We start from the raw sequence: 18,723 nt of genomic DNA, 5'->3' as shown, positions 1-18,723 counted from the left end.
TTTATAGGTTTTATATACCAGTCAGCAAATCTAATTCCTCCTGACTTAGACTTACCGTTTCAAAGTCAGAAGGCGTAAACTGCGTTTGCTCCTGATTACAACACTGCTCAATCATTCTTCTCAGATGATGTAGCCATTGCTTCATAAACGAGGGTATCTCCTCATTTTGAAAATGGCTTTCGTTATATGTAATGGACAGCTGTAGCTCCTGATTGACAATCATAGCGGTTAGATCCATCACAGCAGTTAGATGATTTTTACCAGTCTCAGACCCAGAAGACTCACTTGCAAAGGTAAAAAATTTCGGATAAGCGGTTGCATCAAAATCACCTAGGTAATTAAAGCGAACTAATGGCTCATCTCCATCTTGCAAACGATCAGACATATGTTTGAGAATCAGATAATCAAGCCCCTTGTTCGGAACCTTGCGTATCTGTTCCTTCATCGATTTCATCTGTGTAGAAAACGGCTCATCCTCAACCTCTAGAAGTACGGGATACATACTGGTAAACCAGCCTATCGTCCTCGATAGATCAAGCCCATGTGTAAATTCCTCTCGTCCATGCCCTTCCATTTCGATGCAAACACGGCTTTGATTCGTATGTTCCTTTATCGCTAGCGCAAGCGATGAAAGCAACAACTCAACTGGTTCTGTACTGAAAGCCTCATTAGCACTGGTTAATAATGCCCTTGTCTCTTCTTCATTTAATCGATCACGAAGCGTAGACACTTTCTGCACTTCCTGTCTTTGCACATCAGACGACGAAAAACCAGATTTCCTCTTGCCAATCGACTTCCAATATTGAATATCATCCTCTGTCAGCCTGGTCGCATAAGAATTTAATTCATGTACCCAGTATTGATACGAATGTGTCTTTGGCAATAAACGATCGGATTGATTTGGATTTTCCAGTAACTCAGCCATATCGCCAAGCAAAATCCTCCATGATACCGCGTCCATAATGAGGTGGTGTGCGGTAAGTAATAACCTCTTCCCTTGCTCACCTAAATCAAAAATACAAGCATTAATTAATAGATCCTCTTCCAGATTCATCGTAGATTTCAACTGAAGTCCTAGTCGCTCCATCTCCGCCTGCTGACTTTCATACGAGAGATGAGATAAATCGACTCTCGTCAGTTGAAAGGGACTCTTTAAATGTGCTGGATTGTAAAACATCGTTCCAGACTCTCTGTTTATATTGATTCGTAGCGTATCATGTTGCCGAATCAATACATCCATAACGGTCTCAATCTGATCTGCTTCCACTCGCTTATTTAGATTTAATAAAACCGATTGATTCCAATGATGATCCTCTTGAAACGATTGGGAGAAAAACCAGGATGCGATCGGAGACAGAGAAATCATTCCTTCCGCAATCCCTTGCTCCATGCTTTGTTCATTCTGGTCTACCTCTACACATGCCACCATCTCATGAATCGTAGAATGAGCCAGTATATCCTTCGCACGGATTTTCAAGCCTATCTGTTTTAGCTTCGAAGCAATCTGAATCGCTTTAATCGAGTCGCCACCTAATTGATAGAAATCATCCTGCAAATGAACAGAATCCATCTGCAAAATCTCTTGAAGCACCGTAAGTACTTGTAGTTCCCGATCACCTACTACTTGATCAGGATCGATTTCGATCACACTTGGCTCCTCTATCGGCAACTGGTTTCGATCCACCTTGCCATTCTTCGTAAGCGGAATCTGTTCGATAAATAGGAAGTATGCAGGAACCATGTAAGTAGGTAGTACCTTGGCTAAATCCTGCTTGATAGCAAGAGGTGAAATATCCTCATCCGTCATCTTTACGAGATAGGCATATAACTGCTTTTGACCCGTACTTGATACCCGATCGATCACCACTGCCTCCTTTATATAAGGAAGTTCCATCAGACGGTACTCAATCTCAGATAATTCAATGCGGTATCCTCTTAGTTTCACCTGCTGGTCTTTACGACCTATATACTCAATCAAGCCACAGTCTAGAAACTTCGCTAGATCCCCTGTCTTGTACATTTTCTTCCCTGTCCTAAAAGGATTATCAATAAAACATTGATCCGTTAAATCTACACGATTCCAGTATCCTCTTGCTACACCATCGCCAGATATATACATCTCCCCTATACATCCCTTTGGAACAGGCTTTAGCTTTTCATCTAAAAGGTAAATTTGTACATTATCCGCTGGAGTCCCGATCGGAACCGTAGCATCTGTATCAGTAGCAGGATGAAATCGATGAATCATACAGCCTACAACCGTCTCAGTTGGGCCATATTCATTCAAAATCTCAATCTTGCCGTAAAAAGAATCTTGAATCCTTTGCGCAAGCGACCCTTTTAACTCCTCACCGCCAACAATGAGCCTCTTCACGGTTGAATGCGGAAACGTCTTCTCTTGCAATAAGGACAAATGTGCAGGAGTCAACTTAATGATCGATACTTGATTGTCCTCCAAAATATCGTAAAGCACGAAATTATCATCATTTTCGGGATAAACGCGAATTTGATTGCCACCTATTAAGGGAGTAAAAATAGAAGTGATGGTTAAGTCAAACGCTAACGAGGAATACAGTGCAAAAGAATCATGAACATCTTTGACATACGTCTTTCGCGCCCACCAAAGATAGTTCATCAAGCCCCTATGCTCGATCATCACACCCTTCGGTTTGCCTGTAGATCCAGAGGTATAGATCATATAGACCAAATCATTCGGGGAATATTTCACATCTAGATTAGATGAATCTCCCGTATACCAGTGTGGATCTTGAAAATTCATCACAGTACCCGTAAATCTCACATCTTTAGGCACTTCTCGATTGGTTAAGAGAGAAGAAGCTTCACTATCTAGTAGAATCTCTTCCATTCTACTAGGCGCTGTTTGCACATCGATCGGTACATAAGCAGCACCTGTTTTTAATATCCCTAAGATCGCCACAGGAAGATCGAGGGCATGATCTGCCAAAATTCCAACTATATCGCCTCGTCCAATCCCACGATTCACTAAAGAACGTGCCAATTGATTGGCCTTCCCATTTAATTCTGCATAGGACAGAGACTCATCTCGACAAGAAACCGCTATATGATTCGGCGTATGGCGCACTTGTTCTTCAAACTGTTCCGTAACCGTTTTATCTTTCGGATAGTCGGCATCTGTATCATTGAAGTCGTATACAAGCTCCTTCCTTTCTGCATCCGATAACAAGGTTAGATTACCGATCGAAACATCGGGATTTTGAAAGATCTGCTCGGCCAGATATATCATGCGAGCATTCATCTGCTCGATATATTCATCTGTAAACATACTTGTCCTATAGTCGAAATCTAGTTGCAGATTCCCTTCTTCGGACCAATCCTTGACTACGATTTGCATGGGGAATAACTGATGGCCGTTATGAATCTCCTCCGGATCAAACAGTTCGTTATGCGCTTGGAAATGATAGTAATTCACACAAAGTTGGAATAAAGAATCATAACCATGCTTCTTTAACTGAAGATCGTTTGCCAGTAAGTCATACGGATACTTTTGATGCATATAACATTGCCTAATCTCTCGTTTCACTGCCTTCAGGTATTCCGTTACAGAAGAATCTACCTCTATCTCGCACCGAAGCGGCATCGTACTCGTAAACATGCCAATCGTCTCTTTCTCTCTTTTGCCAGAGCGATTATACACAGGAGTCCCAATCACAATATCCCGTCTTCCTACTATCTTGTGTAAGTAGATCTGCACCAGCATAATGTAGCACTCGTTTAGAGAGCACTGGTACTCCTGCGCTAACCCCTTCATTTTCGCCGAAAAAGAGGGAGCCATGACAAACGATTTACGTTTTCCTTCATATCCATCTTGATTCTCAGCAAAAAGAAGCTCTGGCAATGTTTCAAACTTCGTCATCCAAAACTCTTTATTCTTGATCAGTCTGTCAGACTGTAAATATCGTTGTTCCTTACCAATATAATCAAGATAGGAGCCTGCATCGTGTTCCTCCTCAACTCCTTCGTACATTTCACAAATCTGCTTGGCCAAAAGATGAACAGACCAGCCATCAAAAATCAAATGATGGACCTTCACAAATAATCCATAGCATGATTCGCTCTTTCGATAGATTGCTAAGTAAAACAAATCATTTCCTATCATTGAAAACGGTTTTTCTATTTCCTTTCGAATCCACTGATCAAGGCACTCTGACGGATTCTCATCGTGACTAAAATCGAAAAAATCAATTTTATCGAGCGTACATTCACTTACAGTCTGATAAACCTCTTCATTCTCCTCAAAAAAATGTAAGTGAAATGAATCATGCTTCTTCAAAAAGCGGAGGACCGTCTCTTCTAAATGAGATAGATTGATTTCCCCTTTTAATTCAGCGGTACCACAAATATGGTGCATAGGAGAATCCGAAATAAGTTTTTCAATATACCAAATCCGTTTTTGAGGATGTGTCAGTGGAAAACGATTGCCTTCTTGGGACATCACGCGCTTTCACCCCTATGCCTTGTCTTCCTACTATATTGCTGTGATTTCTTCTTATAAACGGTTCCAAAGACAAAATCCCAGAATGTAATATAAAAACCATAATTTCCTTTAATATAGTAATGATGGTTCATATGATATTCACCAACAGCAAGAACTTTCGTAATAGGCCCCTTAATACGAGGGTTATGATCTAATACCGTTGCAGCTAGGAAAACTTCATAAAAATAGTGGATTACAAACAATACCAACCCTGGAATCGGGTCTATCCATATCACAATAATGTGAGGTAGCGTGAGTGTAATCCAAACATCTAACGTTGCATATAAATTGCCAAACCATAAGAAATAATTAGGCCAGTCAGGTAAGCTTGGTTTTGCATCATCATACTTATTTTTATGATGTTCCCTATGAATGATAAAAAGCGGATTTTTCTTACTCGGTATATGAGCTAACCGATGCATCAAATATGAATAAAGGTTACATAACAAATAGTATCCAACTAATTTCAGAACAAAAACCATACTCTTACATAGTCTCCTTGGTGTTCAGATAGGTAAATCATGATATACTTTCTAACCACATTTGTATCCAAGTTACGAATGTAGTTACATGCCAGAATTTCCATGTAACTACAAGAGAAAATATCTACTTGCTATCTCAAAGAGACTTTTAATGTTGAAATGGTAGGGTATACAATACTGGCGTCCCCAGAACCACAGCGACTGCTACCATGGATAGAAGGTAATTTACTTTTTTCAAGATTGCCACCTCATTCTCTCTATTTTCAAGCACTGGGTGCCTGTAGAAAGTATTATAGAGTGCTATGAATAATCATGAATCTGACATGGTCAGAGTTCCTTACTCTTCAGGTATCAATTTCGCATCAATTCCTATACTATCTCATGAAAAAAATAACTCTAATAATATTATTTAGATTGTATTAAATAAATCATATTTATACAAAAATAGTAAAAAGAAAGGGATAACCCCTTTCCCATACCATCTCGCACGGAAACATCCCAGAGAAATGAAGCATGATGTTTCCACTCGTCACAGATTACCCTTTCTCCAGATTTTGATCATCTGATATATTCGCAATTTCTGCTACGACATAATCAATAAATGGCTGATTTTGTTGCAACTCAAATATTTGAATAGACTCCTTCATATATTGAATAGCTTTCACCTGATGACCCAGATTTAGCCAGTTGTAACCCAGATGATACATGAGCTCTCCCAAGGAATAGAGCGTCTCATTAGAACGGCAAAGCCGGATCCCACGATTACAATAATCAATCGACTTTTCATACTCACTTGTGATCGATAGACTCTTTGCGTAGTTGTAATAAATACGAATGATAATCGAGGCATCATTTTTATATGGCAAGACTTCATAATGCTTAATTGCTTTTTCGAAGTATTTGTTCGCACCTACAAAGTTTTTCTCTTCACAATGGATAATAGCAATGCTATTTAGGATTTCTATTTCTCGTAGCGAAACAATAGCACTAAGTGTCATATCTAGGGATTGCTTTAAAAGACGCAAACATTCCTCACTATTCTTTTTCAAATAATAAAGACAGATCCCCTCATGCCAGACTAGAAACTGTTTGTTTCGCAATGTTTGGAATACAGGATTTGTCTTTTCTGCCTTTACAATACGATATATCTTCTCGTAATCACGCTTTCTTTTATACTCCTGAATTAGCAAGATCACTTCTTGAGCATAATCAAGTCGAGGCGTCTCACAAATATCAAAAAAGTAGTTAACATCTACACCCAACTTGCGAGAGATTAAATACAGCGTGGTCGATAAAGGATAAATGGAGCCATTTTCAATCTTGCTAATCTGCGCTTGCGTACAAATCCCTTCCGCTAGCTCTTTTTGTGATAAGCCAAATGTCTTTCGTAATTGTTTAATATTATCTCCAACATTAGAGAAATCCATTTTTCATTCTCACCTTTCAGTATTCAATCAGTCTCGTAAATATTCCATTATCAACTGTGAGTGCAAGTATTGAAGTTTGAAAATAACTTCTATTATATATTAATACAAAATTGATTGTAATTGAATAAAAATTGATACATATTTGTATCAATTGATCTAATTCAAAGGATCCCTTTCTTTACAATCAATATTTTGTTAGTGTAAGTTTGATAATTGTAAAGAGCCCTTATGCTAGGAAGTGAGTTTGATTGTGGAATAAAGAAAACCCTAAAAAAATAATTGCCTACCGTGAAATCGATAGCCACTACATTGTCTTGCAAAATAACGGGCAAATCCATAAGGTAAACAACACAAACCTCCAATTATTGGGTGTAAAAAAGGTAGAGTCGGACATCATCACCACAAGGATAGATCATGTAAATCTATTTCTGTTTTCCCCTACCATTGCCTTTTTAGAAAACCACTTCGTCTTAGATAAAATAAAAATCGTTGACGAAATGGAGAATAGAGCTCGTCCTTCTTTCACATCATACGATTCATTCAATCATTCGATTCAAGAGATTATATGTAGTGGGACAGATCATTTCCATGATCCCGATCCGATTAATACCTTGATCCAATCAACCCCTTATCCACTAACCATACAAATTTTAGTAGATGATTTACACATACATGAAGATATGTTACTCACACATACGTTCACTTCATTTACTCTTTGCTTTGACCTTATATTTAATCAGAAAAAAACGAAAAACGGTAAAATAGACTTTTCAGGGATACGGGCGGTGAAAAGGGACTTACAAAAATGGAACATTGATTTACGTTTGTTTATGTCTATTCAATTAATGGATTCACAAGAAATAGAGGAAACGATCCAATTATGTTTAGATCATAGACTCCCCCGACCTCAAATACTTGAGACCCATCCAATTGGCAAAGCATTATCTCATTCTCATATTATTTTACAGAAGGAGTATCTCTCGTTGCTAGAAAGTATTACGAATCAGAATCATACAACATCAATTATCTGATTATCCTAACTTTTACGAGTGATTCTCTGTACACATAAATGGCTTTAGCCCATTTAGACTAAAGCCACCTCTTTAAGATTCGTCTTGCACACCATCCTCATCATCCACGTCATTACTAAAGCCTGTATTTAGATCAAATTCCATCCTCCAAATCCCTTCATACTCTCGGAATGCCAGATAATTCCCTTTATCCTGGCCAACCGCTTCATATACAACCTGAATAATGGGCGGGATGGAGTCTTTATGGTAAACTGCTCTTATCTTTGCCTTACTTAATGACTTTGCTTTTTCCATCACTTTCGGATCTGATTTCTTCTTTACATAAGCCGCGCGTGTGGCAGGTGCCGATAGCATTTGATCTTTGTCGGCTTTAAATAGGACTTCGTCTTTCATTGCTGTAGGCAGGTAAAGATCATATTCTAAACCGTGGTCTCCCATTCCCTGAGCGTGGATAAGCAGTTTAGTTTGGGTAATGGGATCAACACCTTTTAATAAGGCATAATCAAACTTCTTTTTTAATTGATCATATAGAGTCTGCTCTTCATTCGATAGTTGAAACAGATCCACCTCGGTTACCTTGTTTAAATACTTCTCCACCTTCGGCTCATGAAGTGCTACTGGATCACGATCCTCTACTTTCTGGACCGTGGCTTGCTCCTCCTTTGGTTTCTCTGACTTGGCTGCCTCCGTTCCACAACCGATAGCGATAGCACATAGACTCGCCATTAATGCACCTAAAATCAACCTATTCACCCGCATATAGTCCTCCCGAAAACAAATTTCTGTATTTTCATTAGTTTTGATTATATCAAAAAGATTGTTTTTTTAGTATAGTACCGTTGATCTCTGTTACTAATATAAAAAACCCAGTAGAATACTATACCTCTACTGGGGACCTCTCGCATTGACTAGCAATATTGGTTGTAAGCATTGGTTAGATTCGCCGCGATCTCTTCCAATGAAACGCCTTCGATCTCATGACGATGAATCATATGTACTAATTTACCGTCTTTTAAGATAACAAAAGAAGGCGAGGAAGGTGGTTGGCCCTCGAAATATTGACGTGCTTCCGCAGTTGCTTCTTTATCTTGACCAGCGAACACCGTATAAAGATGATCGGGGGTTTTCTCATGTTTCAAAGATTCGGCTACTGCTGGACGAGCAAGTCCTGCCGCACAACCACAAACCGAGTTTACAACCACTAAAGAAGTTCCTTTAGCTGCCTCACCTTGGAATGCTTCCTTCACTTCTTCGGGGGTGCGTAATTCTTTTACACCAATTCGAGTTAGCTCATCTCGCATCGGTTGAACCATCATCTGCATTTGTTGAAAATAAAAGTTTTGTGACATGTATATCCCTCCTCCACCATTATATTGTATCCAAATCAAGAAAGAACGTCTACGAATCGTTTTCGGTTTCTTTTAAGCGACAGAGTAACCAATCCCTCAAATTGACGATTACGTGTATTCAGGGGGATTCGTTTGTATATGTTAATCTTAAACTAGCTTTCCCATCTCCTCTGCCGCTTTCACAAGACGAGGTACATATCGAATCATCTGCTCTTCATTCATTCGTGAGATGGGCCCTGATAAGACAAGAGCCGCAACAAGGTTGCCTGCTCGGCTGCGAATCGCCACGGAGACAGCCGCTGTTCCCGCTTCTCGTTCTTCCATGCTAATCGCAAATCCCTGTGCGCGAATTTCTTGTAATTGCTTTATGTATAAGTCTCGGTCAATCCCGGCAGGCCACATAGGATCGGAAAGAACTTTTCCTAACAAATCACCTTCTGTATAAGCTACGATCACTTTACTGGATGCACCTACCGATAGCGGAAGTCGCGCGCCGATCGGGGCCACTCGGCGAATCGCCTGCTGACTCTCCACCGCTTGAATCCGTACACGCTCCAAGCCATCTCGCACATATAAACTAACCGTTTCATCAATATCATCTCGGAGACGCTCCATCTCCGGAAGGAACAAAATGGCAGGATCATCAGAACGATTAATATGATTCGCTAACTCCCAAATTCGAAAGCCCAAGCTATACTTCTCGGTGTCAGCATCACGTTTGACAAAGCCTTTTGCTTCCAAGGTAGCGAGTAGACGAAAGACCGTACTCTTACTCAATTCTGTTTTCTCCACAATCTCTCTCATCGCTAATTCTGGTTTCCCCACAAAGCAAAGGAGGATATCTAACGCTCTCTCTGCCGCTCTGGTTGTGGTCTTTTTCTCTTCCATCCTTGTCCCTCATTCCAAATTTGAAACAATGTTTCATTTTATTATACTGCTTTGTATACAGATTAGGAAGGGACTAAAAATATTCTTATTCTATCTAGATAAAAGACTATACAATTTCGTTTCGTTAGTTGTATAATGAGTACTGAAAAAAGAAACGCTGTTTCATCTGGTGAAACGAAATAACAAACAAACTTATTTATTGCCATTTTGATAAAGGAGGCTTTTCAATGTCAGATCTCTTTCAATCTCGCTCAAAACTAACCGTAAATGGAAAAGATTTTACTTACTATCGCCTAGGTACGTTAGAAGAGCAAGGAATCGGAAATATTTCTAAACTTCCTTTTTCCATCAAAGTTCTTTTAGAAGCCGCTGTACGCCAACATGATGGAAAAGCAGTTACCAAAGAACACGTAGAACAACTTGCCAATTGGGATACTGCTTCGTCAGACAAAGAAATTGCTTTTAAACCAGCACGAATTGTATTACAAGACTTCACAGGGGTTCCTGCCGTGGTCGACCTTGCTGCTCTTCGATCTGCTATGGAGCGTGTAGGTGGAAACCCAGAACGCATTAACCCACTTATCCCAGTTGATCTTGTGATCGACCACTCCGTCATGGTAGATAGAGCAGGAACACCTGACTCACTCGAATATAACATGCAACGCGAATTTGAGCGAAACGAAGAACGCTACCGTCTGCTTCGTTGGGCTAAAGACTCTTTCACGAACTTCCGTGCTGTACCACCTGCTACCGGAATCGTCCACCAAGTAAACCTTGAATACTTGGCAACTGTAGTAGCGACACGTGAAGAAAATGGCGAAACCATCGCTTTCCCAGACTCCCTAGTAGGTACTGACTCCCATACCACGATGATTAACGGTCTTGGTGTACTCGGTTGGGGCGTTGGTGGAATTGAAGCGGAAGCAGGTATGCTCGGTCAACCTCTCTACTTCCTCATGCCAGATGTAATCGGCTTCAAATTAACCGGAAAGCTAGCCGATGGCGCAACTGCAACCGACTTAGCTTTAACCGTAACGGAAATGCTTCGTAAAAAAGGAGTAGTTGGCAAATTCGTTGAGTTCTATGGTTCAGGTCTCTCCAGCATCAGCTTAGCCGACCGTGCTACCGTAGCAAACATGGCTCCTGAATACGGTGCAACGATGGGCTTCTTCCCAATCGACGAAGAAACATTGAACTATCTACGAAACACCGGCCGTGATGAAGAGCTTGTTCAACTCGTAAAAGAGTACTACACCGCTCAAGGTATGTTCCGTACAGATGAAACACCAGACCCAGTCTTCACAGATATGGTTGAACTAGACCTTAGCACAGTTGTACCAAGTTTATCAGGTCCAAAGCGTCCACAAGATCGTGTAGAGCTTTCTAATATGAAACAAGAATGGAACGAAACCCTTAAAAAGCCAGTAGAAGATCGTGGATTCGGTTTAACGGATGAGCAAATCGCGAAAAAAGCTAATGTAACAGCTCCAAACGGTGAATCATTCGAACTGACAACAGGCTCCGTGGTAATCGCAGCCATCACAAGTTGCACCAACACCTCTAATCCAAGCGTTATGCTTGGTGCTGGTTTAGTAGCGAAAAAGGCTGTTGAACTTGGGCTTCAAGTAAAACCATTTGTAAAAAGCTCGCTCACACCTGGTTCAAAGGTCGTAACCGACTACTTAGTGAAGTCCAATCTACTTGAATCCCTTGAGAAACTTGGCTTCCATGTTGCCGGCTACGGATGTGCCACTTGTATCGGTAACTCCGGCCCATTAGAAGATCATATCGGTCATGCGATTGAGTCCAATGATCTAACCGTCGCTTCCGTGCTCTCTGGAAACCGTAACTTCGAAGGTCGTGTACATCCATCTGTAAAAGCAAACTACTTGGCTTCTCCACCGCTTGTAGTGGCTTATGCATTGGCAGGTACAGTAGATATCGATTTTGCAACCGAAGCAATCGGCACAGATAAAGACGGAAAACCTGTTTTCCTCAAAGATATCTGGCCATCCTCTGCTGAAGTAAGCCAAGTATTGTCCGAAGCGATCTCTCGTGAGCAGTTTATCGAGCAATATGGCAAAGTATTTGATGCTAATGAGCGTTGGAACCAAATCCCTGCTCCAGAAGGCACGCTTTATGATTGGGATGCAGACTCTACCTATATCCAAGAGCCTCCATTCTTCCAGAACCTCTCTGCGGATGTGGAGCCAATCCAAAACATCCAAGGTGCTCGTGTGCTTGCACTACTTGGAGATTCCGTCACAACCGACCATATCTCACCAGCAGGTAATATCAAGCCATCTAGTCCAGCTGGGCAGCTCTTGCAAGCCAACCATGTGGATATAAAAGACTTTAACTCGTATGGTGCCCGTCGTGGTAATGACCAAGTGATGACCCGCGGAACATTTGCCAACATTCGTCTACGTAACCTAATGGTACCGGGTTCAGAAGGCGGCGTCACGAAGCATGTTCCTACAGGTCAAGTAACTTCGATCTATGACGCTTCCATGAAGTATCAAGAAGCAGGTATTCCACTCGTCATCTTCGCCGGTAAAGAGTACGGTACAGGTAGCTCCCGTGACTGGGCAGCAAAAGGTACCAATCTACTTGGCGTCAAAGCCGTCATCGCTGAGAGCTTCGAGCGGATCCATCGCAGTAACTTAGTAGGTATGGGTGTACTTCCTCTAGAGTTCACAAACGGTGTCTCTTGGAAGTCTCTCAATCTAACAGGTGAAGAGATCATTGATATTCCGGGTCTAAACGATCAAGTGGAACCGGGTCAAATCTTGCAAATTCGCGTAACGAAAGCAGATGGTTCTATTGTAGAATTTGATGCAAAAGCACGTCTGGATAGCGTAGTCGACGTGGAGTATTACCGTAATGGTGGTATCTTGCAAACTGTACTTCGTCAGATCCTGAGTACAGAAGTAAACGTGTAAGCTTTCACTTCACCATATTGTATGATTTCACGAAAACAGCCTCTTTCAAAAAATGTGAAGGAGGCTGTTTGTTATAAAGAGGGGGCTGTCATCATCAATGCAAAATACTGACCTAACACTTTTAGAAAAGTACCTATTCGAACTAGAAACAACACTGCTTAAACCAACGAAAGAACTTTATGCAGAATATCTATCTGATGCCTATTTTGAATTTGGTAGTTCGGGCAATGTGTGGGTAAGGAAGGATTATGATGTAGTTGGCACTCGTGATACCCGGAAACTAACGCCTACTCAGTTTCAACTTCATCCATTAGCAGATGATGTCGTTATGATAACGTATCATATTCATGATGAAATACGAGAGCAAAGCACATTACGTAGCTCCATTTGGAAGCAGTTCAACGGGAAATGGAAGATGGTCTTTCATCAAGGAACCCCTACTCATTCTAAGTAGAATGAGTAGGGGTATGAGTATGTTAGAGTCTACTTAGCTAGTTTGGAAATTTGATACAATCACGACTTTCAGTCAGCAAAGTTCTGTAATATACTCTTATACAGACCGTTTTAAACCAAGCGCTAGGATTTCCTCATCATGGCGAATAAGAACGGTTCGAATATATTTGAGTCTTTCCTGCGTATCCGTTCCTTCCTGCTCGATGTGAGTCACTTTTTGGTCGAGCAAACCTACCGCTCGATCTACTTTGACTTCTAGATTATGGGTGCCTTGTGTTAAATTCTCTGCGATGTAATCAACTTGATCCATTCGAACTTCAAGCTTATCCATTCCCTGTTCCAAGCCGTCCATTCGAACTTCTAGCTTGTCCATTCCCTGTTCCAAGCCGTCCATTCGAACTTCTAGCTTGTCCATTCGCTGTTCCAACCCATCCATTCGAACTTCTAGCTTGTCCATTCGGTTTTCAATCCGGTCCAAACGATCTTCTATGTTCCCAACTCGTTTATCTAATCCATCTATCTTGGCATTCATGACTAGTTGTTGATCATAGATGGCTCTCACCATCATCGTAAGTTCTTTTAATTGTTCTTCCATGAACTCACCTCGTTTTCCATATATAGACAATATATCAGGTAAGTAGACAGAAAGAAAGTATGATTCCCACTATTTTGTCATAAAATCGAAAAAGCCCAGTATCTACTAATACTGAGCTTTCTCTCTATCCAATATTCTTTTATCCTTATAGGGCTTTTTTAGCCGCTTCAATCGCCGCTTCATAATTTGGATGATTTGTAGCTTCTGAAACATACTCCACATAGGTGACTTTGTCATTACGATCTACTACAAATACAGCACGTGCTAATAAACGAAGTTCCTTGATTAGCACACCATAAGCTGTACCAAATGAAGCATCGCGATGATCCGACACTGTTTGCACTTGATCAATGCCAGCCGCCGCACACCAACGCTTCTGGGCAAATGGAAGATCCATACTCACTGTTAATACCACAGCATTATCTAATGTAGCCGCTGCTTCATTGAAACGGCGAGTTTGTGCATCGCATACCCCTGTATCTATAGAAGGGACCACGCTAATCAGGCGAACTTGTCCAGCTGAACTAGCGAGCGTTACTGGGGATAAATCATTCGCCAGCACGGTGAAATCAGGTGATTGATCGCCCACTTTCACCTCTGGTCCTATTAGGGTCACAGGACCCCCTTTAAATGTAATTGCTCCATGACGTTCTTGTGCCATTATGTATTCTCCTCCTTAACAAGGTTACAAGCCTAATCTTACCATATTCTCATCCACGTAGAAATCATCGGATTTCCCCTCCCTTTCATTTTCTGCTATCATTTCATCTAGAAAGTTCGACAGGAGGTCTACCATGAAGGTACAAATATCCGACTTAGCCGTAGCAAAATTACTTTATATTCTACATCAAGAGCACGCAGACGAATCGCTAGCCTTTCGTGTGATGGCGCACACTTCTGGTTGCGGAACTCCATCCTTCGCTATCGATTTAACGGAAGTATCCCCTCATTTCGAATCCATAAAAATAAAAAACATCCCCTTTACTTGGCTCCCTTCTGAGCGTGCTTGGATGGATGGACTCATCATCGATCTAAATCGGGATAACGGAAAATTTATTCTCGCTCATCCGAACCCGCCGTTTCAATCCGAATGCCAACTTACCTAATGTTCATATCCTACTACAGCAGTTTAGGAGGCAATAGATGACAACAACAAAATGGTTCCTCACGTTTTCTCTAGCCTTTATCCTCCTTCTCCTTCTCATCATAGGTTATTTCTATCTCAAGGTATCCCAATACGATGATACCCCCACTCCATCATCGCATGCAGATGCTGGAGTGGTGCTAGGAGCGGCATTGTGGAACGGGAAACCAAGCCCTGCCCTAGTCGAGCGATTAGAGGTAGCGGCGAAACTATACCAAGATAAAAAAGTAGAATATGTCATTGTTTCGGGCGGTCTAGAAAAAGAAGGCGTAACGGAAGCCCTTGCGATGAAAGAGTATCTTGTACAAAAAAAGGTTCCTCAAGAGCGGGTTTTGCTAGAAGATCAGTCCTCAAACACCCAACAAAATCTAGAGAACACAAAAAAATTACTAACAGGTACCCAGATCGATAACATTGTCATTATCACACATGATTACCATATGACCCGGGCTTTGCAATATGCGAAGCAAACCGGACTAAACGATTCGCTCATCGCCCCTGTCCACTCCGAAGTTTTGTTTATGCCTTATCATAAAGCGAGAGAAAGCTTAGCTCTGATCAAGCAATCACTTGGTTTTTAAATGATTAACCAGTTCTTGTAAGACTTCATCCCATATCACGATCTCGATCGGCTCAAACGGAACAGATGGATCTTGTTCGATTTTTCCCTTCATCACAGATACATCTTGACGAGTCTGCTCGACATCAATTCCCAACCAATGATTCGGATAGTAAGCTAATTTTTGCAACGCCAAATCAAACATTTTTCGAGCGCCACCTATGTTTTCATTTCGATAATGAAAAAGTCCAACCGCAATTTGAAGCAGCCCTTGATAAAACGGCTCCCTCGCCTCCTCCATCCATAAATCCTCTAGTAATTCATGGCACTCAAAGTAGTCTCTCGTCTCATGAAATTCATATAAAAAACGAACATAGAGATCGGGATATAGGCAAGACTCTTGGTTCATCTGACAAGCTCCTCTACTCATATGTTACAATGATGAGAAATAGTTAAATTAGAAAGGAAGTATTCATCTATGGATCGACATATAGCATCGGAAGAAAATCTCATTTGGGTTGTAGATGAGATCAAATCTAGCTTAAAACTTGTAAATGCAGCCCTCATTTCTCCACAAGACTTTCGACTCTCTCATTTCCAAGACCTTCTTGAAATCTATCAATTGATTCAAAAGAAGCAAGGTCAGCTTACGATGATGGAAATCGAAGGTATCTTAGAAGAGCTTCGCGATATGAAGAAACATACTTAATCAAAAAACGATGAGGCTCCTAAAAAGCATCATCGTTTTTTGATTTTATGTAGCTTTGCAACATTCGGGAAAGTGAGTTTGTAGAGCATCAGGAAGTAATACGCTTTTTCGAGTACCTAAGTCGATGGTAACCGAAACAACTTGCGCATCTGCAACAAGTTCCCCATCTTGATTGTAAATCTCATGTTTCAGTACAAAGCTGGTCTTCCCCTTCCGAAGTGGTTCCGTAGATATCGTAAGATGCTGTCCTAGCTTTGCCTCTTTGCGATAATTGATATTAATATTTACAGACACCGTTCCTACATTCATCTCTGTAAATACATCAAAAGGCAATCCCACCTTGTTGTACCAGTCTTCTCGACTCCACTCCATGTACTCCAGATATTTCGCATTATTTACATGACCCATAGCATCAATTTCAGTAGGACGCACTTCAATCTCAATATGTGTTTTCACATTAAAGCCCCTTCCTTAAAATATATCCTGATTGGAAAAGAAGCTATACCATTCATAAGCAAAAGATTTTATTCTCAAATTTATTCCATTTTATCATAACTGATCTGACCTAAATGAGCAATTTTTTCTATTTAAGTATTGACTAGATGAAGTAACGATGGTAAGATTTTATATGTCGCTTGTAAATAGTACATACGAATATCGGGATGTGGCTCAGCTTGGTAGAGCACCTGGTTTGGGACCAGGGGGTCGCACGTTCGAATCGTGTCATCCCGACCAATCAAAACCTTCTCTAAATGAGAGAGGGTTTTTTTCATTTTTCTATTCAGCTTCTTGACACGAACAAATATTCGTGTATGATTAAGATATAAATAAGAACGCTTGTTCTGGAGTGTGATAAAGATGAACATACATAAAGATTCGAATCTTACACAACATACTTTTCAAAATCAACACACATCAACCATGTTTAGCCTAGAACATACCATTGAATTAATCGATCGAATTCAAAAAGCATATGAGACTAACAGCCCTATTCTTTTGGTCTACCGCACTCCATTTGGACATCGACAGTTTTGCGGCTTTGTCGATCGCATCGAGCCCGACGAGCGCACCATCCATCTATTCAATGGCAGTATAAAAAGAAAAATCGACCTTACGACTATGGTTACATTGGAATTAGTATAAGCGAGTAAAATGGAAGCCTTCTCCACAGTGAGGGGGCTTCCATTTGTTTACCATGGGCTTATGGACCCATATCCATAAGCCCATGATCAATCACCCTATTCTCTAAGCAAGATAATCAGAGAATAATATATCAGAAAATACATAAATTTGTTATAATTATTTTATGGTTCTCTACGAAGGGGGATCGATTTATGGAAGAGCTTTGGCAACTGTATACAGACCATACGATTCTCATCATGGTCATTTTCCCCACACTTGCCGTCATATGGGGAATGCTAAGTTGTGTTCTGTTTCGTAACTGGTGGTTTGGCCCTGCGATCACAGGTATCTTTTTCTCGTTATTATATCTAGTTAGCTTTCGTGAGGGGTTTGGACTTTGGATATTCATTTATATGATCATTACCCTCCTGACAAATTTGTCCTTACATGGACTCTTAGCATTTGTAAATCGATATAGAGGTTGATGAAAAAGAGGTTGGATCTACAAAAAACAGATCCAACCTCTTACACGTTGATAAAGCCCCTAAACTACGGAGCTTTCATTTTTAGAACTTCCAAGTTTCTTTTCAAAGTAATCATTGCATCCAGTTACGACAAATCCACAATCCTGATACAACTTCAATGCACGCTTATTTTCACAGGCTACATCTAGGAATTGCTTCGTTTCCCCTTCTTCTAACAACAGCTGAACGACCTCAGAGAGAGCTTGCCCCCCATAACCATGCCCTTGATAATCAGGCAGTAAGCAAAAACCAAAGATAAAGGCTCCCTCATCGCTGATCTGTACAGATAAAACACCTATTTTTTCTTGTCCTTTTATGACTAGAAAGGCCCTTGTATCCGGCTGATGAAATCTCTCTGGCTTAATATCCCCTTTAGGTAACTGAAAAGAAATCTCCATGCAATTGACAATAAAGCTAACGTCTTCAGGCTCTGCTTTTCGGATCATGATATCCTCAAAGCGCTTTGGTTGTTGCTTAGCCTCACTCAGCTCCATACAGTATTCGGAAAATGTATATTGTGTCCCCACCTGCGCCTGGGCAAATCGTTGACCAGACTCTGAATTGTGATCAACCACAATCAACAGATTCGGAATACCTCGTCTCTTTAACTCTTCGATCGCTTGTTCCAATAATTTTTGGAAAATTCCTTTACGACGAGCCTCTGGGAGCACCATGCCTCCAATCTCTGCCTCACGTAGATTAAACACATACAGTCCTAAAAAACCTACCAGAACCCCATTTTCATAATAAAGAAAGTCATTTGCTTCCCCTTTCGAACGGCTCTGTAACATATCCCAGTTTAGTTTGACTTCTATTTTTTCGTATTCATTACATATCTTAGATAATTTTTTTATCTCTTCTAGATCCTTTTCCTCAAGACCACGCTTTATCATGAAACCATTCTTTCGAGTTGTCACTTTTCGCATATCTCCTCATTTTTATATCATATAAATATATTCTTCATGATAATATAAGTCAACAA

The 18,723-nt window shown here is 40.7% G+C and carries 19 protein-coding genes and 1 tRNA gene; 9 read left to right on the top strand and 11 right to left on the bottom strand.

The features are described from left to right. Positions 1 to 10: 10 nt before the first annotated feature. The 3 genes from BLU58_RS02750 to BLU58_RS02740 form a co-directional block, all read right to left on the bottom strand. A complete protein-coding gene (locus BLU58_RS02750; protein ID WP_093290704.1) occupies positions 11 to 4,474 on the bottom strand; it encodes a non-ribosomal peptide synthetase in 4,464 nt (1,487 codons plus the stop codon). Then, positions 4,474 to 4,998 carry a sterol desaturase family protein gene (locus tag BLU58_RS02745; protein ID WP_093290703.1) on the bottom strand — a complete coding sequence of 175 codons (525 nt, stop codon included), beginning with the start codon at positions 4,996 to 4,998 and terminating at the stop codon, positions 4,474 to 4,476. The genes BLU58_RS02750 and BLU58_RS02745 overlap by 1 nt, the downstream gene beginning before the upstream one ends. A gap of 536 nt (positions 4,999 to 5,534) precedes the next feature. Next, positions 5,535 to 6,425, bottom strand: a complete 891-nt coding sequence (locus tag BLU58_RS02740; RefSeq protein WP_255404562.1) for a helix-turn-helix domain-containing protein — start codon at positions 6,423 to 6,425, stop codon at positions 5,535 to 5,537. 248 nt (positions 6,426 to 6,673) lie between these two features. Between BLU58_RS02740 and BLU58_RS02735 the strand changes: the two genes are divergently transcribed. Then, positions 6,674 to 7,456, top strand: coding sequence for a hypothetical protein (locus BLU58_RS02735; protein ID WP_093290702.1), 783 nt, complete (start codon positions 6,674 to 6,676; stop codon positions 7,454 to 7,456). A gap of 72 nt (positions 7,457 to 7,528) precedes the next feature. Here the strand turns inward: BLU58_RS02735 and BLU58_RS02730 are convergent, their stop codons facing one another. From BLU58_RS02730 to BLU58_RS02720, 3 genes are all read right to left on the bottom strand, one after another. Next, entirely contained in the window at positions 7,529 to 8,209 is a 681-nt protein-coding gene (locus BLU58_RS02730; RefSeq protein WP_143123672.1) for a hypothetical protein, read from the bottom strand. 155 nt (positions 8,210 to 8,364) lie between these two features. Beyond that, positions 8,365 to 8,805 (bottom strand): BrxA/BrxB family bacilliredoxin, encoded by a 441-nt coding sequence (locus BLU58_RS02725; protein ID WP_093290700.1) that lies wholly within the window; start codon positions 8,803 to 8,805, stop codon positions 8,365 to 8,367. 147 nt (positions 8,806 to 8,952) lie between these two features. Further along, positions 8,953 to 9,693 (bottom strand): IclR family transcriptional regulator, encoded by a 741-nt coding sequence (locus BLU58_RS02720; RefSeq protein WP_093290699.1) that lies wholly within the window; start codon positions 9,691 to 9,693, stop codon positions 8,953 to 8,955. Positions 9,694 to 9,920: 227 nt separating this feature from the next. Here BLU58_RS02720 and acnA point away from each other — a divergent pair, with 227 nt between their 5' ends. Both acnA and BLU58_RS02710 read left to right on the top strand, forming a co-directional pair. After that, complete coding sequence (gene acnA, locus BLU58_RS02715; protein ID WP_093290698.1) at positions 9,921 to 12,635, top strand: aconitate hydratase AcnA; 2,715 nt, start codon at positions 9,921 to 9,923, stop codon at positions 12,633 to 12,635. 97 nt (positions 12,636 to 12,732) lie between these two features. Next, entirely contained in the window at positions 12,733 to 13,089 is a 357-nt protein-coding gene (locus tag BLU58_RS02710) for a nuclear transport factor 2 family protein (protein ID WP_093290697.1), read from the top strand. Positions 13,090 to 13,185: 96 nt separating this feature from the next. On the opposite strand, the gene BLU58_RS02705 is transcribed toward BLU58_RS02710, so the two are convergent. Continuing rightward, positions 13,186 to 13,683 carry a hypothetical protein gene (locus BLU58_RS02705; protein WP_093290696.1) on the bottom strand — a complete coding sequence of 166 codons (498 nt, stop codon included), beginning with the start codon at positions 13,681 to 13,683 and terminating at the stop codon, positions 13,186 to 13,188. Between the two features lie 145 nt (positions 13,684 to 13,828). Further along, entirely contained in the window at positions 13,829 to 14,344 is a 516-nt protein-coding gene (gene tpx / locus BLU58_RS02700) for a thiol peroxidase (protein ID WP_093290695.1), read from the bottom strand. 133 nt (positions 14,345 to 14,477) lie between these two features. On the opposite strand from tpx, the gene BLU58_RS02695 reads away from it, so the two are divergent. Next, positions 14,478 to 14,789, top strand: a complete 312-nt coding sequence (locus tag BLU58_RS02695; RefSeq protein ID WP_093290694.1) for an iron-sulfur cluster assembly accessory protein — start codon at positions 14,478 to 14,480, stop codon at positions 14,787 to 14,789. Positions 14,790 to 14,826: 37 nt separating this feature from the next. After that, positions 14,827 to 15,408 carry a YdcF family protein gene (locus tag BLU58_RS02690; RefSeq protein ID WP_093290693.1) on the top strand — a complete coding sequence of 194 codons (582 nt, stop codon included), beginning with the start codon at positions 14,827 to 14,829 and terminating at the stop codon, positions 15,406 to 15,408. Here BLU58_RS02690 and BLU58_RS02685 read toward each other — a convergent pair. Then, positions 15,394 to 15,795, bottom strand: coding sequence for a DUF309 domain-containing protein (locus BLU58_RS02685; RefSeq protein WP_093290692.1), 402 nt, complete (start codon positions 15,793 to 15,795; stop codon positions 15,394 to 15,396). The genes BLU58_RS02690 and BLU58_RS02685 overlap by 15 nt on opposite strands. Positions 15,796 to 15,864: 69 nt before the next feature. Between BLU58_RS02685 and BLU58_RS02680 the strand changes: the two genes are divergently transcribed. Beyond that, positions 15,865 to 16,095 (top strand): DUF1128 family protein, encoded by a 231-nt coding sequence (locus tag BLU58_RS02680; RefSeq protein WP_093290691.1) that lies wholly within the window; start codon positions 15,865 to 15,867, stop codon positions 16,093 to 16,095. A 45-nt stretch (positions 16,096 to 16,140) separates the two neighbouring features. Here the strand turns inward: BLU58_RS02680 and BLU58_RS02675 are convergent, their stop codons facing one another. Then, entirely contained in the window at positions 16,141 to 16,551 is a 411-nt protein-coding gene (locus tag BLU58_RS02675; RefSeq protein ID WP_093290690.1) for an acyl-CoA thioesterase, read from the bottom strand. A 202-nt stretch (positions 16,552 to 16,753) separates the two neighbouring features. Here BLU58_RS02675 and BLU58_RS02670 point away from each other — a divergent pair. From BLU58_RS02670 to BLU58_RS02660, 3 genes are all read left to right on the top strand, one after another. After that, positions 16,754 to 16,830: transfer RNA gene (locus tag BLU58_RS02670), tRNA-Pro, on the top strand. Positions 16,831 to 16,953: 123 nt separating this feature from the next. After that, on the top strand, positions 16,954 to 17,238 hold the full coding sequence (locus BLU58_RS02665; RefSeq protein ID WP_093290689.1) for a YolD-like family protein: 285 nt from the start codon (positions 16,954 to 16,956) through the stop codon (positions 17,236 to 17,238). A gap of 191 nt (positions 17,239 to 17,429) precedes the next feature. Then, the gene (locus tag BLU58_RS02660; protein ID WP_093290688.1) at positions 17,430 to 17,702 is read left to right on the top strand and encodes a hypothetical protein; all 273 of its coding nucleotides are present in this window, start codon (positions 17,430 to 17,432) and stop codon (positions 17,700 to 17,702) included. Between the two features lie 59 nt (positions 17,703 to 17,761). On the opposite strand, the gene BLU58_RS02655 is transcribed toward BLU58_RS02660, so the two are convergent. After that, a complete protein-coding gene (locus BLU58_RS02655; protein ID WP_176786457.1) occupies positions 17,762 to 18,658 on the bottom strand; it encodes a GNAT family N-acetyltransferase in 897 nt (298 codons plus the stop codon). Positions 18,659 to 18,723: the final 65 nt, after the last annotated feature.

The organism is Thermoactinomyces sp. DSM 45892 (assembly GCF_900107305.1).
GTDB lineage: Bacteria > Bacillota > Bacilli > Thermoactinomycetales > Thermoactinomycetaceae > Baia.
The sequence above is the reverse complement of the archived record's forward strand: the minus strand, read 5'-3'. Positions and strand labels throughout refer to the sequence as shown.

Bases quoted from the DNA above. Each gene is read 5' to 3' on its own strand.
- BLU58_RS02710 (WP_093290697.1), top strand. From the start codon at position 12,733: ATGCAAAATACTGACCTAACACTTTTAGAAAAGTACCTATTCGAACTA.
- BLU58_RS02685 (WP_093290692.1), bottom strand. From the start codon at position 15,795: ATGAACCAAGAGTCTTGCCTATATCCCGATCTCTATGTTCGTTTTTTA.
- BLU58_RS02720 (WP_093290699.1), bottom strand. From the start codon at position 9,693: ATGGAAGAGAAAAAGACCACAACCAGAGCGGCAGAGAGAGCGTTAGAT.
- BLU58_RS02725 (WP_093290700.1), bottom strand. From the start codon at position 8,805: ATGTCACAAAACTTTTATTTTCAACAAATGCAGATGATGGTTCAACCG.
- BLU58_RS02740 (WP_255404562.1), bottom strand. From the start codon at position 6,425: ATGGATTTCTCTAATGTTGGAGATAATATTAAACAATTACGAAAGACA.
- tpx (WP_093290695.1), bottom strand. From the start codon at position 14,344: ATGGCACAAGAACGTCATGGAGCAATTACATTTAAAGGGGGTCCTGTG.
- BLU58_RS02680 (WP_093290691.1), top strand. From the start codon at position 15,865: ATGGATCGACATATAGCATCGGAAGAAAATCTCATTTGGGTTGTAGAT.
- BLU58_RS02690 (WP_093290693.1), top strand. From the start codon at position 14,827: ATGACAACAACAAAATGGTTCCTCACGTTTTCTCTAGCCTTTATCCTC.
- BLU58_RS02695 (WP_093290694.1), top strand. From the start codon at position 14,478: ATGAAGGTACAAATATCCGACTTAGCCGTAGCAAAATTACTTTATATT.
- BLU58_RS02745 (WP_093290703.1), bottom strand. From the start codon at position 4,998: ATGGTTTTTGTTCTGAAATTAGTTGGATACTATTTGTTATGTAACCTT.
- BLU58_RS02660 (WP_093290688.1), top strand. From the start codon at position 17,430: ATGGAAGAGCTTTGGCAACTGTATACAGACCATACGATTCTCATCATG.
- BLU58_RS02705 (WP_093290696.1), bottom strand. From the start codon at position 13,683: ATGGAAGAACAATTAAAAGAACTTACGATGATGGTGAGAGCCATCTAT.
- BLU58_RS02750 (WP_093290704.1), bottom strand. From the start codon at position 4,474: ATGTCCCAAGAAGGCAATCGTTTTCCACTGACACATCCTCAAAAACGG.
- acnA (WP_093290698.1), top strand. From the start codon at position 9,921: ATGTCAGATCTCTTTCAATCTCGCTCAAAACTAACCGTAAATGGAAAA.
- BLU58_RS02665 (WP_093290689.1), top strand. From the start codon at position 16,954: ATGAACATACATAAAGATTCGAATCTTACACAACATACTTTTCAAAAT.